The organism is Variovorax sp. CF079 (genome assembly GCF_900101545.1).
Taxonomy (GTDB): Bacteria; Pseudomonadota; Gammaproteobacteria; order Burkholderiales; family Burkholderiaceae_C; genus Variovorax.
The window spans coordinates 114510-132719 of record NZ_FMZU01000020.1 but is presented as its reverse complement, the minus strand read 5'-3'; the positions used below and the strand labels follow the sequence as shown (position 1 = coordinate 132719).

Sequence of the window (18210 nt, the reverse complement as noted above, 5' to 3'; positions counted from 1 at the left end):
GGACCCAAGGAGACAATCAGCGCTTGCGGGAAGCGGTTTGAGCGGTGCTCTTGGCAGCGTTCACGGCCGTGGTCGAAACGGCCTGGAAGTTGGCTTCGGCGACGTCGGACGCTTGCTTGACGGCCTTCTGGACCGATTCGAAAGCGTTGTTGGCAGCAGCCACGGCGCTCTTCATCACGGCGACGGCGGTTTCCGAACCGGCGGGGGCGTTCTTGGCAGCGCTGTCGACCAGGCCGACGAAGGCTTGCTGGGCTTCAGCAGCCTTCACTTCGAAAGCCTTGGTGAACTCGGCGCCGGTGCCTTGGGCGATGTCATACAGGTGACGGCTGTAGGCAGCGGTCTTCTCGGCGAGGGGCTGGAACAGGCCGGCTTGCAGGGCGAGCAGCTCTTGCGCGTCCTTGACGCTGAGAATCGCTTGCGTGGTGCCGGCGGCTTCGACCAGCGCAGCCTTGGAGGCGGTCACGTTCAGTTCGACCAGCTTCTCGACGCCTTCGAAGGCCTTGGTGGTCAGGCCGAACAGGGTTTCGAGGTTGGCTTTGTGGGAAGCGATGAGTTGGTCAGCGGTCAGTGCCATGTGGATGCTCCAGTTGATGAATGAAAGAGGTCGGTCGCGGATGAGCTGCCCCTCTTTATTTTGTTGCGGTGCAGCATGGCCTGAAGTATAGGCAGCCAAGCGTTTCGATCAAGTGAAAATTTGTTGCCATGCAGCAATTTAGAACGCGCTTTCTAAAAGGCAGAGGCGCCGCCGACAATGTTCCGATGCGTGCGTTTTACTCAGGCCATTTCGTGCTGCCGCTTCCCAGCGGCCACCGGTTTCCGATGGGGAAGTACGCGCTGCTGCGCGAGCGGCTCCAGCAGCATTTGCCCGCAGTGCAGATGTTCGAGGCACCGCGCGCCAGCGACGGCGAACTGGCGCTGGCCCACACGCCGCAATGGATTGCCGCCATCAGCGACGGCAGTGTCGATCCGCAGGCCATGCGCGAAATCGGTTTTCCATGGAGCGAGGCGATGGCAGAGCGCTCGCGCCGATCGGCCGGCGCCACCATCGCCGCCTGCCGGGCGGCCCTGGCGGAAGGCATCTCGGCCAACATGGCCGGCGGTACCCACCATGCGAGCGCGGACAGGGGCGGGGGCTTCTGCGTCTTCAACGATGCGGCGGTCTCCGCGCGGCTCATGCAGGCGGAGCACGGCAGGCGGGGGCGCCTGCCTTTCCAGGTGGCGGTGATCGACCTCGACGTGCACCAGGGCAACGGCACCGCGCGCATCTTCCGAGAGGATCCGAGCGTGTTCACGCTGTCGATGCACGGCCAGAAGAACTTCCCGTTCCACAAGGAGGCGAGCGATCTCGACGTCGAACTGCCCGACGGCTGCGGCGATGCCGAGTACCTGGCAGCGCTCGAGCACGCGCTCGACGAACTCGACCGGCGCTTCTCGCCCGGCCTCGTGATCTACCTCGCGGGCGCCGATCCCTTCGAGCGCGACCGGCTGGGACGCCTCAAGCTGAGTTTCGATGGCCTGGAGGCGCGCGACCGGCGCGTGTTCGACTTTGCCTGGCAGCGCCGGATTCCGCTCGCGTTCGCGATGGCCGGCGGCTATGCGAGCGACATTGCGGAGACCGTGCAGGTGCAGCTCGGCACCTTCCGCGTGGCCTTCGACTACTGGCGGCGGTGGCAGAATGCCGCGCCGAGATCGCACCCATGAGCGCCAGACCCACGCCCCACCACCGCAGCAGCTACCGCGCCTTTCGCAGCATCCCGACGCGCTGGGCCGACAACGACATGTACGGGCATGTCAACAACGTCGTCTACTACGGCTGGTTCGACACCGCCGTCAATGCGCTCCTGATCGAGCGCGGCGCGCTCGACATCCATGGCGGCGACACCATCGGTTTCGTGGTCGAAACCCAGTGCAACTACTTTGCGCCGCTCGCGTTCCCGCAGACGGTGGAGGCGGGCGTCAGGGTCGCGCATGCGGGCGGCTCCAGCGTGCGCTACGAAATCGCGTTGTTCGCCGAGGGGGCCGAGACCGCGGCAGCGCAGGGCCACTTCATCCACGTGTACGTCGACCGGGCGACGCAACGTCCGGTCAAGCTGCCGGCGGCGCTGCTGGCTGTGCTCGACGAACTGCGCGTCTGAGTCGCCCAAAGAAAAGCGGCGTCCGCAGACGCCGCTCGGCCCGGCAACCGGCTTGAAGGCTTATTGCATCTTGGCGGGCTTCGCCATCGCGCGGATGTCGGCCTTGCCCTTGGCTTCCTCGGCCTTGGCTTCCTTCTCGCAAGCGTTCTTGGCGGCGCCCTTCTGGTCGTCGCACTTTTCCTTCGCGACTTCGTAGCTCGCCTTCACCTTCTCTTCAGCTACCTTGCGGGAATTGCTCTCGCTGGGCTTGAACTGCTGTTCGAGTTCCGCCTTGGCAACGTTCTGCTTGCCCTTGGCTTCCTTCCCGCAGACGTCCTTGGCGTTGTCCTTCATGGCATCGCACTTGGTCTTGTCGACCTTGTAGTCGGCTTCGATCTTTTCCTTGGCGACCTTGTACTCGTCCTGGCTCATCGCACCGGCTTGCGTTGCAACAAGGCAGGAGGATGCGATCGCGAGCATGAGCAGATGTTTTTTCATGGGATGTACTCCTTTGGTGTTATCGAACTCAATACTTCTCGAACCACAGCGCAGCGGGCGTGCGGCCATCGCGCGTCTCCCATTCGCTAACTTGCTTCTCGGCCTCTTCCCTGCTGATGCCGTGCCGCTCCTGAATGCGTCCCAGCAGCTGGTCGCGCTTGCCGGCGATGACGTCGAAGTCATCGTCGGTGAGCTTGCCCCACTGCTCCTTCACCTTGCCTTTGAGCTGTTTCCAGTTGCCTTCGACGGTGTCCTTGTTCATCGACGTATCTCCTTCAGATAAGCGGGTTTTGTCGCCTGCCCGAATGCTTGTGGCCGGCGTGAAATGACTCTGGCGTGGGGGGGGTGGATCGAACGGTAGGACGCTCGGGGAAGGGGCCGTAGGCACATGCCGACGCGGCCCGTGATAATCGACCGCACGCCGAACCCGGACACCAGCGCGCCGCACCATGATCATTCAAAGCCTGCTCGACACCGACCTCTACAAGTTCACGATGATGCAGGTCGTGCTGCATCACTTTCCGGGCGCCCGCGTCGAGTACCGCTTCAAGTGCCGCAACCCCGGCGTCGACCTGGCGCAGTTCGCGGCCCAGATCCGCGAAGAGGTCCGCCATCTCTGCTCGCTCCAGTTCAGGGATCCCGAACTGAGCTACCTGCGCTCCATGCGCTTCATCAAGAGCGACTTCGTCGACTTTCTCGGCCTGTTCCGCCTGAACGAGAAGTACATCAAGATCATCCCGCAGGCCTCGGGCGAGCTCGACATCCGCATCGAGGGGCCGTGGCTGCACACCATCCTGTTCGAGATCCCGGTGCTGGCGATCGTCAACGAGGTCTACTTCCGCAACAGGCAACCGAAGCCGGACATTGCCGAAGGGCGCCGGCGCCTCGAAACCAAGATCGAGCAGCTGCAGGCGGCAGGCCTCGAGGACCTCAAGATCGCCGACTACGGCACGCGCCGGCGCTTCTCCAATGACTGGCACGAGGAAGTGCTGCGCACGCTCGCTACCAGGCTTGGCGCCGTCAGCTCGCCGCCGCAGCGGGCCGCCAAGCTGCCGCAGCTCGCCGGCACCAGCAATGTGCTGTACGCCATGAAGCTCGGACTGATCCCGCTGGGCACCATGGCGCACGAATACCTCCAGGCCTGCCAGGCGCTCGGGCCCCGCCTGCGCGACAGCCAGGTCTTCGGTTTCGAGTCGTGGGCGCGCGAATACCGCGGCGACCTCGGCATCGCGCTGTCGGACGTCTACGGCATGAGCGCGTTCCTGCGCGACTTCGACCTGTACTTCTGCAAGCTGTTCGACGGCGCGCGCCATGACAGCGGCGACCCCTTCCAGTGGGGCGAGCGCATGCTGGCCCACTACATTGCGAATCGCGTCGATCCGCGCACCAAAACCCTGATCTTCAGCGACAGCCTTACCGTGCCGCGAACCATCGAGCTCTACCAGCAGTTCCGGGGCCGCTGCCAGCTGGCCTTCGGCATCGGCACCAACCTCACCAACGACCTGGGCTACGAGCCGCTGCAGATCGTGATCAAGATGGTCCGCTGCAACGACCAGCCGGTGGCCAAGCTGTCCGACACGCCTTCCAAGAACATGTGCGACGACGAGAGGTATCTGGCCTATCTGCGGCAGGTGTTCGAGATTGCCCAGCCTGCCGAGCGGCCTGGCTCGGCGCGGTGAGAGGCGTTCTGCACCGGCCGATGGCCATCGCGCTGCTGGCGCTGGCCCCCGCAACGAGCTTCGCTGCCGATTTCGACGGCAGCGTGCTGTCGCCCCTGTGGGGCCTGCCTTTCGCCGGCATCCTGCTGTCGATCGCGCTGATGCCGCTGCTGGCGCCGTCGTTCTGGCACCACCACTACGGCAAGGTTTCTGCCGGCTGGGCGCTGGCCTTCCTGCTGCCTTTTGCCGTGATCTACGGCGTCGCGCTGGCGGGGGCGCAGTTCGTCCATGCGCTGCTGGCCGAGTACATCCCGTTCGTCATCCTGCTCATCGCGCTGTTCGCCGTGGCCGGCGGCATCCATGTGCGCGGCAACCTGCACGGTGCGCCGGGGCTGAACACGGCGATCCTCGCCATCGGGGCGGTGCTCGCGAGCCTCATGGGCACGACCGGCGCCTCCATGCTGCTGATCCGCCCCCTGATCCGCGCCAACGACAACCGCCTGCACAGGGCTCATGTGATCGTGTTCTTCATCTTCATCGTGTCGAACGTCGGCGGCTCGCTGACGCCGATGGGCGATCCGCCGCTGTTCCTGGGTTTTCTCAAGGGCGTGGACTTCTTCTGGACCGCACAGAACATCCTTGCCGACACGCTGTTCATCGTCGGCATCCTGCTCGCGTTGTTCTATGCGATCGACACCTGGTACTACCGCAAGGAAGGCGTGTTGACGATCGACCCCACGCCCGACACGCGCAAGATCGGCTTCGACGGCGCGGTCAACTTCTGGCTGTTGGCGGGCGTGATCTTCTTCGTGCTGCTCAGCGGCTTCTGGAAGTCGCCCGTCAGCTTCGACGTCCACGGCACCGAGGTCGGCCTGCCGGGCCTCGTGCGCGATGCGGGCCTGATCGCGATCACGCTGCTCTCGCTGAAGATCACCGCGCCCCAGGTGCACGCCGCCAACCAGTTCGCCTGGGAGCCGATGGCCGAGGTAGCCAAGCTGTTCGCCGGCATCTTCCTGACCATCATCCCGGTGATCGCGATGCTCAAGGCGGGCGTGAATGGACCCTTCGGCGCAGTCGTCTCCGCCGTGACCCGCCCCGACGGCCAGCCCGATCCGGCGATGTACTTCTGGGGCACCGGCGTGCTGAGCTCTTTCCTGGACAATGCACCCACCTACCTGGTGTTCTTCAATACCGCCGGCGGCGATCCGCAGGCGCTGATGACCACCTACGCCACCACGCTGGCCGCCATCTCGGCGGGCGCCGTGTTCATGGGCGCCAACACCTACATCGGCAACGCGCCCAACCTGATGGTCAAGGCCATCGCGGAAAGCCGCGGCGTGCGCATGCCGAGCTTCTTCGGCTACATGCTGTGGTCGGGTGCCATCCTGGTGCCGCTGTTCGTCGTCTCCACCTTCATCTTCTTCCGTTGATCATGAGCAAACCCAAAATCCTTGTTGCACGTTCGATCTTTCCCGAGACCATCGCACGCCTCGAAGAACACTTCGAGGTCGAGTCCAACCAGGGCGACCAGAGCTGGAGCAAGACCCAGCTGATCGACAAGCTCAAGGGCAAGCAGGGCGCCTTCACCACCGGCAGCGAGCGCATCGATGCCGAGGTGCTTGCGGCCTGCCCCGAGCTGAAGATCTGCGCCAATATGGCGGTGGGCTACAACAACTTCGACGTCGATGCGATGACCGCGTGCGGCGTGCTCGCCACCAACGCGCCGGACGTGCTGACCGAGACCACGGCCGACTTCGGCTTCGCGCTGCTGATGGCCACCGCGCGCCGCATCACCGAGAGCGAACATTTCCTGCGCGCAGGCAAGTGGGAGAAGTGGAGCTACGACATGTTCGCCGGCTCCGACATCCACGGCGCCACGCTCGGCATCGTCGGCATGGGGCGCATCGGGCAGGGCATCGCGCGTCGCGGTGCCTTGGGCTTCGGCATGAAGGTGATCTATCACAACCGTTCGCGGCTCGATGCGAAGCTCGAAGCCGAATGCAAGGCCAGCTACGTGAGCAAGGAAGAGCTGCTCAAGACCGCCGACCACGTCGTGCTGGTGGTGCCCTACACGCCGGCCTCGCACCACACCATCGGCGCCGCCGAGCTCGCGCTGATGAAGCCGACGGCCACGCTGGTGAACATCGCGCGCGGCGGCATCGTCGACGACGCGGCGCTCGCCGCTGCCTTGCGCGACAAGCGCATCGCCGCGGCGGGACTCGACGTGTTCGAGGGCGAACCCAAGGTGCATCCCGAACTGCTCCAGGTTCCGAACGTCGTGCTCACGCCGCATATCGCGAGCGCCACCGTGCCGACGCGGCGCGCGATGGCCGATCTGGCGGTGGACAACCTGATCGGCTTCCTGGTCCACAACACGCCGGTGACGCCGCTCAACCCTGCAGTGCTTGCGAGCAAGTAGACGCAATGCCCCCGTTGGAACCCTGGATCCTCCTGGCCCTCGCGGCCCTGACTTTCATCCTCGTCGTCTGGCTGCTGCTGCGCAAGCCGCCGGCGCTCGACCACAGCACGCTGATCGCCACGCTGGGCGCGGCCAACGAACGCATCGAACGCGAGCTGCGCCACGAGATCGGCGAGTCCTCGCGCGGCGCGCGGCAGGAGACTGCCCAGTCCTTCGCGACCTTTCAGCAGGCGCTGGTGCAGCAGAGCGCTGAAGCCACGCGCACACAGAACGCCCAGATCGATGCCTTCGCGCAGCAACTCACGCTGCTGCAGAAGAGCTTGGCTGACACGCTCAATACCCAGCTGCAGGGCCTTTCCGAGTCGAATGCACGGCGGCTTGCCGAAGTCCGCGCCACCATGGAAACCCAGCTCGCGCAACTCCAGCAGAGCAACACCGCCAAGCTCGACGAGATGCGCAAGACAGTCGACGAGAAGCTGCAAAGCACGCTCGAGGCGCGCCTGGGCGAGAGCTTCAAGCAGGTGGCCGACCGGCTCGAACAGGTGCACAAGGGCCTGGGCGAGATGCAGACCCTCGCGGTCGGCGTCGGCAGCCTGCAGCGCGTGCTGACCAACGTGAAGACGCGCGGCGTGTTCGGCGAAGTGCAGCTCGAGGCCCTGCTCGAGCAGGTGCTCACGCCCGACCAGTATGCGAAGCAGGTCGAGACCAAGCCGCGCAGCGGGCAGCGCGTGGACTTCGCGATCCGCTTTCCGGGCCGTGGCGGCGACGGCGCGACGGTCTGGCTGCCGATCGATGCCAAGTTCCCGCGCGACGACTACGAGCGGCTGCTCGATGCCCACGAGCGCGTCGACCCTGGCGCCGCCGATCTCGCGGCCAAGGCGCTGGAGGCGCGCATCCGCAGCGAGGCGCGATCGATCGCCGAGAACTACCTGGCCGCGCCGCACACCACCGACTTCGCGATCCTGTTCCTGCCGGTGGAGAGCCTGTATGCCGAGGTGCTGCGCCGCCCCGGATTGATGGACGCGATCCAGCGCCAGCACCGCGTGACGCTGGCCGGCCCGACCACGCTGCTGGCCATGCTCAACAGCCTGCATATGGGCTTCCGCACGCTGGCGCTGGAGCAGCAGGCTTCCGAAGTGTGGAAGGTGCTCGGCGCGGTCAAGACCGAGTTCGAGCGCTATGGCGAATGGGTCGCGCGCATCAAGGAGCAGGTGGCCAAGGCCTCCGACACGCTCGACAAGGCCGACACGCGCGCCAAGCAGATGCGCCTGGCGCTGCGCAAGGTGGAGGCGCTGCCCGAGGCGCAGTCGCAGGCCTTGCTGCCATCGCCCGAAGACACCGACGACGGAGCCCCGTGAGCCCCAAGACTGCATGACCCCGGAGCTGCTGAAGCTCATCGCGGCCCAGATCTGTTTGCATGCGGCAATGACCGGCCTGCGCTTGGCGGGCCCCTTGCTCGCGCTCCAGCAGGGCTACAGCGCGGCGGCGGTGGGCCTGCTGATCGCGCTGTTCGCGCTCACGCAGGTTTTTCTGGCGCTCCCGGCCGGTCGCTTTGCCGACCGGCATGGGCTCAAGCGGCCGCTGATGCTGTCGGTGATCGCCGCCTCCGTGGGCACGGCGCTCGTGGCCGTCGTTCCGTGGTTTTCGGTGATGTGCCTCGCGGCGCTGATGACCGGCGGCGCCACCGGTGCGGCCGTCATCGCGCTGCAGCGCCATGTCGGACGGGCCGCGGCCGATCCGGTGCAGCTCAAGAAGGTGTTCAGCTGGCTCGCGATCGCGCCGGCCGTGGCCAACTTCGTGGGGCCCTTCTGCGCCGGATTGCTGATCGATCATGCAGGCCGAACCCCGGCCGACCTGCCAGGCTTTCGCATCGCATTCGCGGCGCTGGCGCTCTTGCCGCTTGCGGGCTGGTTCTTTGCGCGCAAGACCCCCGAGCTGCCGCGCGTGTCCTTGCCGGCCGGCGGCGCCAGGCCGCGTGCCTGGGATCTGTTGCGCGAGTCGATGTTCCGGCGCCTGCTGTTCGTGAACTGGCTGCAGTCTTCGGCCTGGGACGTGCATGCCTTCGTGCTGCCCATCCTCGGCCACGAGCGCGGGCTGGGCGCTTCGGTGATCGGCTCGATCCTCGGCGCCTTCGCGATCGCGGCCGCGGTGATACGGATCGTGCTGCCGCTCGTGGCCTCGCGTGCGTCGGAGCGCAGCGTGATTGCCACGTCGACGGTCGTCACCGCGCTGGTGTTCGCGGTCTATCCGCTGTTGTCGTCGGCGCTGGCGATGGGCGTGTGCTCGGTGGTACTGGGCTTCGCGCTCGGCGCCGTGCAGCCGATGGTGATGAGCATGCTGCACCAGATCACCCCGCACGCACGCCACGGCGAAGCGCTCGGGCTGCGGCTCATGGCCATCAATGCCTCGAGCGTCGCGATGCCGATGCTGTTCGGCTCGGTCGGTGCGCTGATCGGCGTCGCGGGCGTGTTCTGGCTGGTCGGCGGGGCGGTGGCCCTGGGCGCGCGAGCGGTGTGGGGCTTGCAACTGCCCCGGCACGATCAGAGCTTGTAGAAGCGCTTGATCGCGTCCCAGGCGTCCTGCGGCGCGTCCACGTACTCGATCAGCTTCACGTCCTCGGGCGAGATCACGCCCTCCTCGGCCAGGAAGTCGAAATTGATCAGCTGCTTCCAGTAGTCCGAGCCGAAGAGCACGATCGGCACCGGCTTGGCCTTGCGCGTCTGCACCAGCGTGATCACCTCGAACAGTTCGTCCAGGGTGCCGAAACCGCCCGGAAACGCGACCAGCGCCTTCGCCCGCATCATGAAATGCATCTTGCGGATCGCGAAGTAATGGAACTTGAAGCTGAGCGCCGGCGTGACGTAGGGATTGGCTTCCTCTTCCATCGGCAATGCGATCGCAAGACCGACCGAGAGCCCGCCGCCTTCGTAGGCGCCACGGTTGGCGGCCTGCATGATGCCGGGGCCGCCGCCGGTGCAGACGAAGAGCTTGTCCGCCGGATCCTTGTCGTCGCTGTACTGTGCGACCAGCTTGCCGAAGGCGCGCGCCTTCTCGTAGTAATGGGAGCTGCGCGCCAGCCTGCGCCAGCGGGCCGCCGCCACCGCGTCGCCGGCGGCATCGGCCTGGGCGATCAGGGCACCGGATTCCTCCTCGCTGCGAAAGCGGGCGCTGCCGAACACCACCACCGTGTTCTCGATGCCGTGCGCGCGCATCTCGAGGTCGGGTTTCATCAGCTCGAGCTGCATGCGCAGCCCGCGCGTTTCGCGGCGCAGCAGGAACTCGGGGTCGGCAAAGGCGAGGCGCGAAGGATCGGAATGGAGGGGAAGGCCCTTGTCGGCGTGGGACTGAAGGGTGGCCCAGGCGTCGGCGAGGCGTTTGTCGTGGAGGTCGTGCGTGCTGTTGTGCATGGTCTGGCGAAGGGTTTTTCTTGGATTGTGCGCGCGGTCGCTCAGAACCGGCCGTGCCGGCCCGCGCCGCCGACGAAGCGGGCCGCGCCGGCCGCACCCTCGGTGGCGACGATCGGTGCGCCCAGTCGGCCTTCCTGCTGCAAGGCTTGGGCCAGGGGCAGGTCCCACTGGGCATAGGCGGATGCGCGGTCGGCCAGCATGCATTGCTGCGGAAAGGCCGCCAGTTCGCGCGCAAGCTGTTCAGCCGTCTGCCGCGCGCCGCCGTCGGGCACCACGCGATTGACCAGGCCCATGGCGAGCGCTTCGCTGGCGGCCACGGCCCGGCCGGTAAGGATCAGGTCCAGCGCCCGCCCCATGCCGACGATGCGCGGCAGCCGCACGGTGCCGCCGTCGATCAGCGGCACGCCCCAGCGGCGGCAGAACACGCCGAGCACGGCGCTGTCTTCGGCCACGCGCAGGTCGGCCAGCAGGGCGAGTTCGAGGCCGCCGGCCACGGCATGGCCGCTGATGGCGGCGACGAGCGGTTTGGCCAGTGCCATGCGCGTCGGCCCCATCGGTCCGGTGCCGCCGCCTTCGGGATCCACCTCGTTGCGGCGCGCCGGGTCGTTCAGCGCGCTCAGGTCGGCGCCGGCGCAGAACACGCCGTGTTCGCCCCAGAGCACCGCCACGCGTTGGCTGTCGTCGGCCTCGAAGCGCTCGAAGGCCTCGCGCAGCTGCCTTGCCATCTCACGGTCCACCGCATTGCGCTGCCGCGGGCGGCTCATGACGATGGTGCTGACGGGGCCGTCGATCTCGGTGCGAACGGAAGCTGTGCTCATGGCACGAAGCGTACGCAAAAAAGGCTCCCTCGGGAGCCTTCCTTGTCGGCGCAGCAGGCGTTTAGACGCGTTTGCGGTATTCGCCGGTGCGGGTGTCGATTTCGATGCGGTCGCCCTGGGCAACGAACAGCGGCACGCCGATCTCGAAACCGGTTGCGATCTTGGCCGGCTTCATGACCTTGCCCGAGGTGTCGCCCTTGACGGCCGGTTCGGTCCAGGTGATTTCGCGCTCGACGCTGGTCGGCAGTTCGACCGAGATCGCCTTGCCGTCGTAGAACACCACTTCGACCGGCATACCGTCTTCGAGGTAGTTGAGCGAGTCGCCCATGTTCTCGGCTTCGACTTCATACTGGTTGTACTCGGTGTCCATGCAGACGTACATCGGGTCGGCGAAGTAGGAGTAGGTGCACTCCTTCTTGTCGAGCACGATCTGCTCCATCTTGTCGTCGGCCTTGAACACGACTTCGGTGTTGAAGTTGGCGATCAGGCTCTTGAGCTTCATGCGCACGGTTGCGGAGTTGCGGCCGCCGCGGCTGTATTCGGTCTTGAGGACGACCATCGGGTCCTTGCCGTGCATGATCACGTTGCCGGCGCGGATTTCTTGAGCGATTTTCATAATCAGGGTCTCTGGATGTTGGCCGCTCGGTGTGCCATCGGGTTCGTATATCCCTTTGACACATTCACCGCGGCGGGTTCAGCGGAAGGTGCGGCAAACGGGGCTGACCCCGGCCGGAAATCCGCAAAGCCCACAATTTTAGCTTTTTTGGGCGACGAAACGCAGCAAGCGGGTCAGAAGATCATCCTGCGCGAGCAGGCACGCGCGTGCGGCGGCGCAGGCGGCGCCCCAGGACGCCAGCGCCGCATCGTCCAGCGCCGGCAGTTCGCCCTCGGCCATCCCGTTCCACAGGTGGTGGAAGCGGCGCAACGAAGGCGGGGCTTCCAGCCAGTCGAGGAAGGCGCCCAGCTTGGTGTGGTGGGCGTCATCGTCCTGCGCATAGATCTGCCAGACGAAGGGCGACCCGGCCCAGAGAGCCCGCACCAGCGAGTCTTCGCCGCGCACGAAATTCAGGTCGCAGGCCCAGAGCAGGTGGTCGAAGTCGGTCTGCGGCAGATGCGGCAGCCAGGTGATGGAAAGCGCGCCGCGCCGGGCCGGGCCCGGCGGCAGGGCACGGGCCGCGCGGCCGGCGGTCACCAGCAGGTGCGTGGGCTCGCCGGCGCTCTCGAACTGCGCGAGCAGTGCATCGAGGGCCAGTGGCTCGTAGCAGAACAGGCAGACAAGGCGCTCGCCGTGCCATGCGATGCCCTGCTGCGCGAGCCAGGCGGCGCGGTCGAAGCGCTGGCGGCGTTCGAGCAGGTCCCCTTCGCGCAGCAGCCCGCCGGTCGCGGGCGTGAAGCCGGGGTAGAAGAAGTGCTTGGTCAGGCTGGTACCTGGCCCCTTGAACACGGGGGAGGGCAGGCCGTGCAGGCGCTCGACATAGGGTTCGGCCGAAAGGTATTCGAGATTGATCCACACGCGGCGTGCGCCGCCCGGGCGCACGGGCTCGGCAAAACGCGCGATCAGCTCGGGCTCGGGATCGCAGCCGAAGGCCTCGATCAGCACATCCGGCGGCGGGCCGGCGGCGGCCCGTTGCGCGGCATCCCTCCTGTTCCAGGTGACGATTTCGACGCCCTTGCATCCCCCCGGCGCCATCCAGGCCAGCGCCGACGGGTCGTCGATCCAGAGCCGCACCGTTTCGCCCCCGGCGGCGAGTCCGCGGGCCAGCCGCCAGCAGACGCCGGCGTCGCCGTGGTTGTCGATGACCTTGCAGAAGATGTCCCAGCGCATCGCGAGATACTCTACAGATGTCCGAGACGCATTCCGATCAACTGCTCAGCGAGGTGGCGGCACTGCCGCAACTGCCGGGCGTCTACCGCTACTTCGACGCGGCAGGCGCCGTGCTGTACGTGGGCAAGGCGCGCAATCTCAAGAAGCGCGTCGCCAACTACTTTCAGAAGAACCACGCCGGCACGCGCATCGGCCACATGATCTCGAAGATCGCCCGCATGGAGACCACGGTGGTGCGCTCCGAGGCCGAGGCGCTGCTGCTCGAGAACAACCTGATCAAGACGCTCAAGCCGCGCTACAACATCCTGTTTCGCGACGACAAGAGCTACCCCTATCTCAAGATCGCATCGCACACCTTCCCGCGCCTGGCCTACTACCGCGGCGCGGTCGATCGCAAGCATCGCTACTTCGGCCCGTACCCGAGCGCCTGGGCGGTGAAGGAGTCGATCCAGCTGCTGCAGAAGGTGTTCAAGCTGCGCACTTGCGAAGACACCGTCTACGCCAACCGCACGCGGCCCTGCCTGCTCTACCAGATCAAGCGCTGCACCGGCCCCTGCGTGGGCTACATCACGCCCGAGGCCTATGCGCAGGACGTGGCCAACGCCGAGGCCTTCCTGATGGGCGACACGCAGGCCGTGCTCACCCAGCTCGAGGCACGCATGATGGCGCACGCCGAAAAGCTGGAATTCGAGCAGGCGGCCGAGCTGCGCAACCAGATGTCGGCGCTGTCGCGCGTGCTGCACCAGCAATCGGTCGAGATCGCCTCCGACAAGGACGTTGACATCCTGGCGGTCAAGGTGCAGGGCGGCAAGGCCTGCGTCAACCTCGCGATGGTGCGCGGCGGCCGGCACCTGGGCGATCGCGCTTACTTCCCGGTGCACGTCGAAGACGCGACGCAGATCCAGCATGGCGAGAGCGCCATGGAAGGCGAGGAGGCCGCGCCGCCCGCCGAATCGGTCGAGGTGCAGGTGCTCGAGGCCTTCATCGCGCAGCACTACATCGATGTGCCGGTGCCGCCAACGCTGGTGTTGAGCGAGCTCGTGAGCCGCGAGCTGATCGAGGCGGTCGCCCAGCAGGCCGGCACCCGCGTCACGGCGGTGTTCCAGCCGCGCGAGCAGCGCCGGCACTGGCTCGAAATGGCGCAGACCAATGCCGGCCTCCAGCTCGCACGCCTGCTCGCCGAGGAGGGCTCGCAGCAGGCGCGCACGCGCGCGCTGGTCGATGCGCTGGAACTCGCGCCAGACGAGCTCGACAACTTCCGCGTCGAATGCTTCGACATCTCGCACACCGCCGGCGAGGCGACCCAGGCCTCGTGCGTGGTGTTCGAGCACCACACGATGCAGAACCGCGAGTACCGCCGCTACAACATCGAGGGCATCACGCCCGGCGACGACTATGCGGCGATGCGCCAGGTGCTGCATCGCCGCTACGGCAAGCTGGCCGAGGCGATGGCAGCGGAGACGGACGCGCCACCTGCCGGCGACGCAGGCGGCGTCGGCACCGATGCGCGGCCGGGCACGCGGGCGGCGCGCATGCCCGACCTGGTGCTGGTCGACGGCGGCAAGGGCCAGGTGTCGATGGCGCGCGAGGTCTTCGGCGAGCTGGGTCTGCCGCTGTCGCTGATCGTCGGCGTGGAGAAGGGCGAGGGCCGCAAGGTCGGGCTCGAAGAGCTGGTGTTCGCCGACGGCCGCGAGAAGGTCTACCTCGGTCGCGATTCGGCGGCGCTGATGCTGGTCGCGCAGATCCGCGACGAGGCGCACCGCTTCGCGATCACCGGCATGCGCGCCAAGCGGGCCAAGGTGCGGGTGGGCGGCAGCCAGCTGGAAGACATCCCGGGCATCGGCCCCAAGCGGCGCGCGCGCTTGCTGCAGCGCTTTGGCGGCATTCGCGGGGTGGCGGCGGCCAGCGTGGAAGACATCGCCTCGGTCGACGGCATCGCGTTCGATCTGGCCGAAGAGATCTATCGCGCGCTGCATTGACCGTCGACTCGAAGGCATACCTGCCCCGTGACACAATCGCCGCAATGTTCTGGACGCTCCCAACGATCATGACCTGGACGCGCATCGTCGCGATTCCGCTGATCGTGGGCGTGTTCTACCTGCCGCTGGCAGAGCCGATGCGCAACCTCATCGCCACGGTGATGTTCATCGTGTTCGCCGCGACCGACTGGCTCGACGGCTTTCTGGCGCGCAGGCTCAACCAGACCTCGGCCTTCGGTGCCTTCCTCGATCCGGTGGCCGACAAGTTCCTCGTGTGCGCCTCGCTGCTCGTGCTGGTGCATCTGAACCGCGCCGACGTGTTCGTGGCGCTGATCATCATCGGCCGCGAGATCGCCATTTCCGCCTTGCGCGAATGGATGGCGCAGATCGGCGCCGGCAAGAGCGTGGCGGTCCACATGATCGGCAAGATCAAGACCGTGGTGCAGATGGTCGCGATCCCTTTCCTGCTTTTCAACGGCACCTTGTTCGGCCTGATCGACACCGGGGCCTGGGGGCAATGGCTGATCTGGATCTCGGCCGTGCTCACGGTCTGGTCGATGGTGTATTACCTGCAGAAGGCCATTCCCGAGATCCGGGCCCGCGCGAAATGACGGGCACAGCCCGGCCGTCGGGTTGGCTGCGCGCCATGCCCGCGGTCTTCGTGCTCATCTGGAGCACCGGCTTCATCGTCGCGCGCTATGGCATGCCCTATGCCCCGCCGCTCAAGTTTCTGGCGGTGCGATATGCGCTGTCGGTGTTCTGCTTCCTCATCTGGGTGCGGCTCGCGCGCGCGAACTGGCCGGAACAGCGCACGCAGTGGCGGCACCTCGTGGTCACCGGCGTGCTGATGCAGGCGGGCTACCTCGGCGGCGTCTGGGCTGCGGTCCGGGCCGGCATGGGCTCGGGGCTCGTCGCCTTGCTGGTCGGCATTCAGCCGGTGCTCACCGCCGTCTGGTTGTCCATGTGGGGCGGCTCGATCACGCGCCGCCAGTGGGCCGGACTGGCCCTGGGCTTCGCAGGCCTGGTGCTGGTGGTGTCGCGCAAGTTCGGCGAGGGCGGGGAGGTGAGTGCGATGACCATGGGCCTGGCGCTGATGGCGCTGTTCTCCATCACGGCCGGCACGCTGTACCAGAAGCGCTTTGTCGCACCTTGCGACGTGCGGTGCGCGGGCGCCATCCAGCTCGCCGCTGCCCTGATCGTCACGATGCCCTTCGCGGCGTTGGAATCCGACAGCATCCAGTGGAACCTGTACTCGGGCGGCGCGATGGCCTGGTCGGTGCTGGCGCTGTCGCTGGGCGGCAGCTCGCTGCTCTACATGTTGATCCAGCGCGGCACCGCGACGGCGGTCACGAGCCTGCTCTATCTCGTGCCACCGTGCACCGCGGTAATGGCATGGCTTCTCTTCGCGGAGCCGATCACGGCGATGACCTTGGCAGGCATTGCGATGACGGCCATCGGCGTGAGCCTGGTCGTGCGTGGGGAAAGGTAAACCGGCTCCCACGCTCCGTCACTGCGTGTACTCGCTGCCCCCCCCCGAGGGGGCCGCAGGCCGCCTTGGGGCGGCCCGGCGTCGGCCTGACTCAGCGCGAACGCTTGCCCTCGGGTTTCCACGGCTCGCCGCGAAAGCGTTCGATCAGGAAGTCGACCAGGACGCGCACTCGTTTTGGTGTCTTCGGGCGCCAGGGTGCGATCCACTGGATGTCGGCGTCCGGCATCGCGAACTGCGGCAGCAGTTGCACCAGTTCGCCCGATGCGAGCTGCGGGGCGATGTCCCACAGGCTGCGCAGCATGATGCCCTGGCCGGCGAGGCACCAGTCGCGCACCATCTCACCCGAATTGCTCGACAGCGGGCCGCGCACGCGCACACGCGCCGTGCTGCCGTCCCTGACGTGACGCAGCGTCCAGAGCGCGGCCTCCCGTTCGCTGCCGTCGCCGTTCTCCCGCGCCACCAGGCAGTCGTGCGCGGCCAGCGCGGCGAGATCCGCGGGCTTGCCACGCCGCTCGAGGTAGCTCGGCGCTGCGGCCAGCACGCGCTGATTGCGCGCGATCCTGCGTGTGACCCAGTCGCCGGCGTGGCGACGCTGCACCGGCCACAGCCAGAGCGCGCCGTCGTGGCCTTCGGCGCCGAGGTTGGGGAGTTGCTCCATCAGCTGCAACTGGAACTGCAGCGCGGGGTGCTGCTCGCGAAAAGCCGCGAGCGCGGGGCCGAGCCAGCGCCGGCCGAAACCGAAAGTCGCAACAAGGCGGATCGTGCCGGCCAGCTCGTTTTGGCGCTCTCCGAGCTCGTTCTCGAGCGCCGCAAAGCCGGCCAGCAGGCTCTTGGCATGCAGGCACACGGCTTCGCCTTCGGCGGTGAGGTTGAGCCGGCGCGTGGTGCGATCGAACAGGCGCTGGCCGAGCCGTGCCTCGAGCGCCCCGAGCCGCTTGGTGACGACGGAGGGCACGACGTCCAGCGCCGCCGCCGCGCCCGCGAGGCTGCCGCGATCGCGGATGGCGATCACCAGTTCCAGGTCTCCACGGTCCATTACTGCCATTTTGGAAAGTATCAATTGGCTGATTGTTGCTTGATGCTGTGCGGCACGCAACGCACAATCGACCCGTGTTCACTTCGTTCTCCACCTTCGACCTGTCGCGCAACGGCGTGCGATTGCACGGCCGCATCGGCGGACACGGCGCGCCGCTGCTGCTGCTTCATGGCCACCCGCAGACGCATGCGATCTGGCATCGCACGGCCCCGGCGCTGGTGGAGCAGTTCACGGTCGTCATGGTCGATCTGCGCGGCTATGGCGATTCGGGCCGCCCTGCGGCGGATGCGGACCACGCGCACTACAGCAAGCGCGAGATGGCGCTCGATGCGCTGTATGCCATGCAGCAGCACGGCTTCTCACGCTTCGGCGTGCTGGCGCACGACCGCGGCGCTCGAGTGGCGCACCGGCTCGCGGCGGATCATGCGCAGGCGGTCGAACGGCTCATGCTGCTCGACATCGCACCGACCCTCGCGATGTACCAGAACACCTCGGAGGGCTTTGCGCGCGCCTACTGGCACTGGTTCTTCCTGATCCAGCCGCCGCCCTTGCCCGAAGCGCTGATCGAGGCCGATCCGGTGCGCTACGTTCGCAGCGTCATGGGCAGCCGTCATGCCGGTCTCGCGCCCTTTGCACCCGAGGCCTTGGCCGAGTACGAGCGGTGTGCTGCGATCGAGGGCACCGCGCGAGGTATCTGCGAGGACTACCGGGCCTCGGCCACGATCGATCTCGAACACGATCGCGCGGACATCGCCGCCGGCCTCAAGCTGACCCAGCCGCTGCGCGTGCTGTGGGGCGAGCATGGCGCGGTGGGCCGCTGGTTCGACGTGCTCTCGCTGTGGCGCGAACGTGCCGTCGACGTGTCGGGCGCGACCTTGCCTTGCGGTCACTACATTCCCGAGGAGGCGCCGCGCGAGCTGCTGGCCGAGGCGCTGTCTTTCTTCAACACCACTCCAAGGATCTGAGA

The 18210-nt window shown here is 66.9% G+C and carries 19 protein-coding genes; 11 read left to right on the top strand and 8 right to left on the bottom strand.

Annotated elements, in window-relative coordinates; translation table 11 throughout:
- Positions 1-16: 16 nt before the first annotated feature.
- Entirely contained in the window at positions 17-574 is a 558-nt protein-coding gene (locus BLS74_RS25150; protein ID WP_093109878.1) for a phasin family protein, read from the bottom strand.
- Between the two features lie 185 nt (positions 575-759).
- On the opposite strand from BLS74_RS25150, the gene BLS74_RS25145 reads away from it, so the two are divergent.
- On the top strand, positions 760-1701 hold the full coding sequence (locus tag BLS74_RS25145) for a histone deacetylase family protein (RefSeq protein WP_093109877.1): 942 nt from the start codon (positions 760-762) through the stop codon (positions 1699-1701).
- Positions 1698-2135, top strand: a complete 438-nt coding sequence (locus BLS74_RS25140) for an acyl-CoA thioesterase (protein WP_093109876.1) — start codon at positions 1698-1700, stop codon at positions 2133-2135. The genes BLS74_RS25145 and BLS74_RS25140 overlap by 4 nt, the downstream gene beginning before the upstream one ends.
- Before the next feature lie 60 nt (positions 2136-2195).
- On the opposite strand, the gene BLS74_RS25135 is transcribed toward BLS74_RS25140, so the two are convergent.
- Together BLS74_RS25135 and BLS74_RS25130 are read right to left on the bottom strand one after the other, a co-directional pair.
- Entirely contained in the window at positions 2196-2612 is a 417-nt protein-coding gene (locus BLS74_RS25135; protein ID WP_093109875.1) for a hypothetical protein, read from the bottom strand.
- A gap of 28 nt (positions 2613-2640) precedes the next feature.
- The gene (locus BLS74_RS25130) at positions 2641-2874 is read right to left on the bottom strand and encodes a CsbD family protein (protein WP_093109874.1); all 234 of its coding nucleotides are present in this window, start codon (positions 2872-2874) and stop codon (positions 2641-2643) included.
- Between the two features lie 187 nt (positions 2875-3061).
- Here BLS74_RS25130 and pncB point away from each other — a divergent pair, with 187 nt between their 5' ends.
- Genes pncB through BLS74_RS25105 form a run of 5 tightly spaced genes read left to right on the top strand, consistent with a single transcriptional unit; the run spans position 3062 to position 9242 of the window.
- Positions 3062-4291 carry a nicotinate phosphoribosyltransferase gene (gene pncB, locus BLS74_RS25125; protein ID WP_093109873.1) on the top strand — a complete coding sequence of 410 codons (1230 nt, stop codon included), beginning with the start codon at positions 3062-3064 and terminating at the stop codon, positions 4289-4291.
- A gap of 20 nt (positions 4292-4311) precedes the next feature.
- Positions 4312-5700 (top strand): sodium:proton antiporter, encoded by a 1389-nt coding sequence (locus BLS74_RS25120; protein ID WP_093109872.1) that lies wholly within the window; start codon positions 4312-4314, stop codon positions 5698-5700.
- Between the two features lie 2 nt (positions 5701-5702).
- Positions 5703-6689 carry a 2-hydroxyacid dehydrogenase gene (locus BLS74_RS25115; protein ID WP_093109871.1) on the top strand — a complete coding sequence of 329 codons (987 nt, stop codon included), beginning with the start codon at positions 5703-5705 and terminating at the stop codon, positions 6687-6689.
- A 5-nt stretch (positions 6690-6694) separates the two neighbouring features.
- Positions 6695-8047 (top strand): DNA recombination protein RmuC, encoded by a 1353-nt coding sequence (rmuC, locus tag BLS74_RS25110; RefSeq protein ID WP_093109870.1) that lies wholly within the window; start codon positions 6695-6697, stop codon positions 8045-8047.
- Positions 8048-8060: 13 nt separating this feature from the next.
- A complete protein-coding gene (locus BLS74_RS25105) occupies positions 8061-9242 on the top strand; it encodes an MFS transporter (protein ID WP_093109869.1) in 1182 nt (393 codons plus the stop codon).
- On the opposite strand, the gene BLS74_RS25100 is transcribed toward BLS74_RS25105, so the two are convergent.
- From BLS74_RS25100 to earP, 4 genes are all read right to left on the bottom strand, one after another.
- Positions 9230-10096, bottom strand: a complete 867-nt coding sequence (locus BLS74_RS25100) for an LOG family protein (RefSeq protein ID WP_093109868.1) — start codon at positions 10094-10096, stop codon at positions 9230-9232. The genes BLS74_RS25105 and BLS74_RS25100 overlap by 13 nt on opposite strands.
- 41 nt (positions 10097-10137) lie before the next feature.
- The gene (locus BLS74_RS25095) at positions 10138-10914 is read right to left on the bottom strand and encodes a crotonase/enoyl-CoA hydratase family protein (protein WP_093109867.1); all 777 of its coding nucleotides are present in this window, start codon (positions 10912-10914) and stop codon (positions 10138-10140) included.
- A 61-nt stretch (positions 10915-10975) separates the two neighbouring features.
- A complete protein-coding gene (gene efp / locus BLS74_RS25090) occupies positions 10976-11530 on the bottom strand; it encodes an elongation factor P (protein WP_093109866.1) in 555 nt (184 codons plus the stop codon).
- Between the two features lie 138 nt (positions 11531-11668).
- Positions 11669-12739, bottom strand: coding sequence for an elongation factor P maturation arginine rhamnosyltransferase EarP (earP, locus tag BLS74_RS25085; RefSeq protein ID WP_093109865.1), 1071 nt, complete (start codon positions 12737-12739; stop codon positions 11669-11671).
- 17 nt (positions 12740-12756) lie between these two features.
- Here earP and uvrC point away from each other — a divergent pair, with 17 nt between their 5' ends.
- The 3 genes from uvrC to BLS74_RS25070 are packed head-to-tail and all read left to right on the top strand — an operon-like array spanning position 12757 to position 16207.
- Positions 12757-14718: an excinuclease ABC subunit UvrC gene (gene uvrC / locus BLS74_RS25080; protein WP_093109864.1), complete on the top strand. Its 1962-nt coding sequence runs from the start codon at positions 12757-12759 to the stop codon at positions 14716-14718.
- A gap of 44 nt (positions 14719-14762) precedes the next feature.
- Positions 14763-15329, top strand: a complete 567-nt coding sequence (gene pgsA, locus BLS74_RS25075) for a CDP-diacylglycerol--glycerol-3-phosphate 3-phosphatidyltransferase (RefSeq protein WP_093109863.1) — start codon at positions 14763-14765, stop codon at positions 15327-15329.
- Positions 15326-16207: a DMT family transporter gene (locus BLS74_RS25070; RefSeq protein ID WP_093109862.1), complete on the top strand. Its 882-nt coding sequence runs from the start codon at positions 15326-15328 to the stop codon at positions 16205-16207. The genes pgsA and BLS74_RS25070 overlap by 4 nt, the downstream gene beginning before the upstream one ends.
- 91 nt (positions 16208-16298) lie before the next feature.
- Here BLS74_RS25070 and BLS74_RS25065 read toward each other — a convergent pair whose 3' ends face one another.
- Positions 16299-17243 (bottom strand): LysR substrate-binding domain-containing protein, encoded by a 945-nt coding sequence (locus BLS74_RS25065; RefSeq protein WP_093109861.1) that lies wholly within the window; start codon positions 17241-17243, stop codon positions 16299-16301.
- Positions 17244-17317: 74 nt separating this feature from the next.
- Between BLS74_RS25065 and BLS74_RS25060 the strand changes: the two genes are divergently transcribed.
- The gene (locus BLS74_RS25060) at positions 17318-18208 is read left to right on the top strand and encodes an alpha/beta fold hydrolase (RefSeq protein WP_093109860.1); all 891 of its coding nucleotides are present in this window, start codon (positions 17318-17320) and stop codon (positions 18206-18208) included.
- Positions 18209-18210 lie beyond the last annotated feature (2 nt).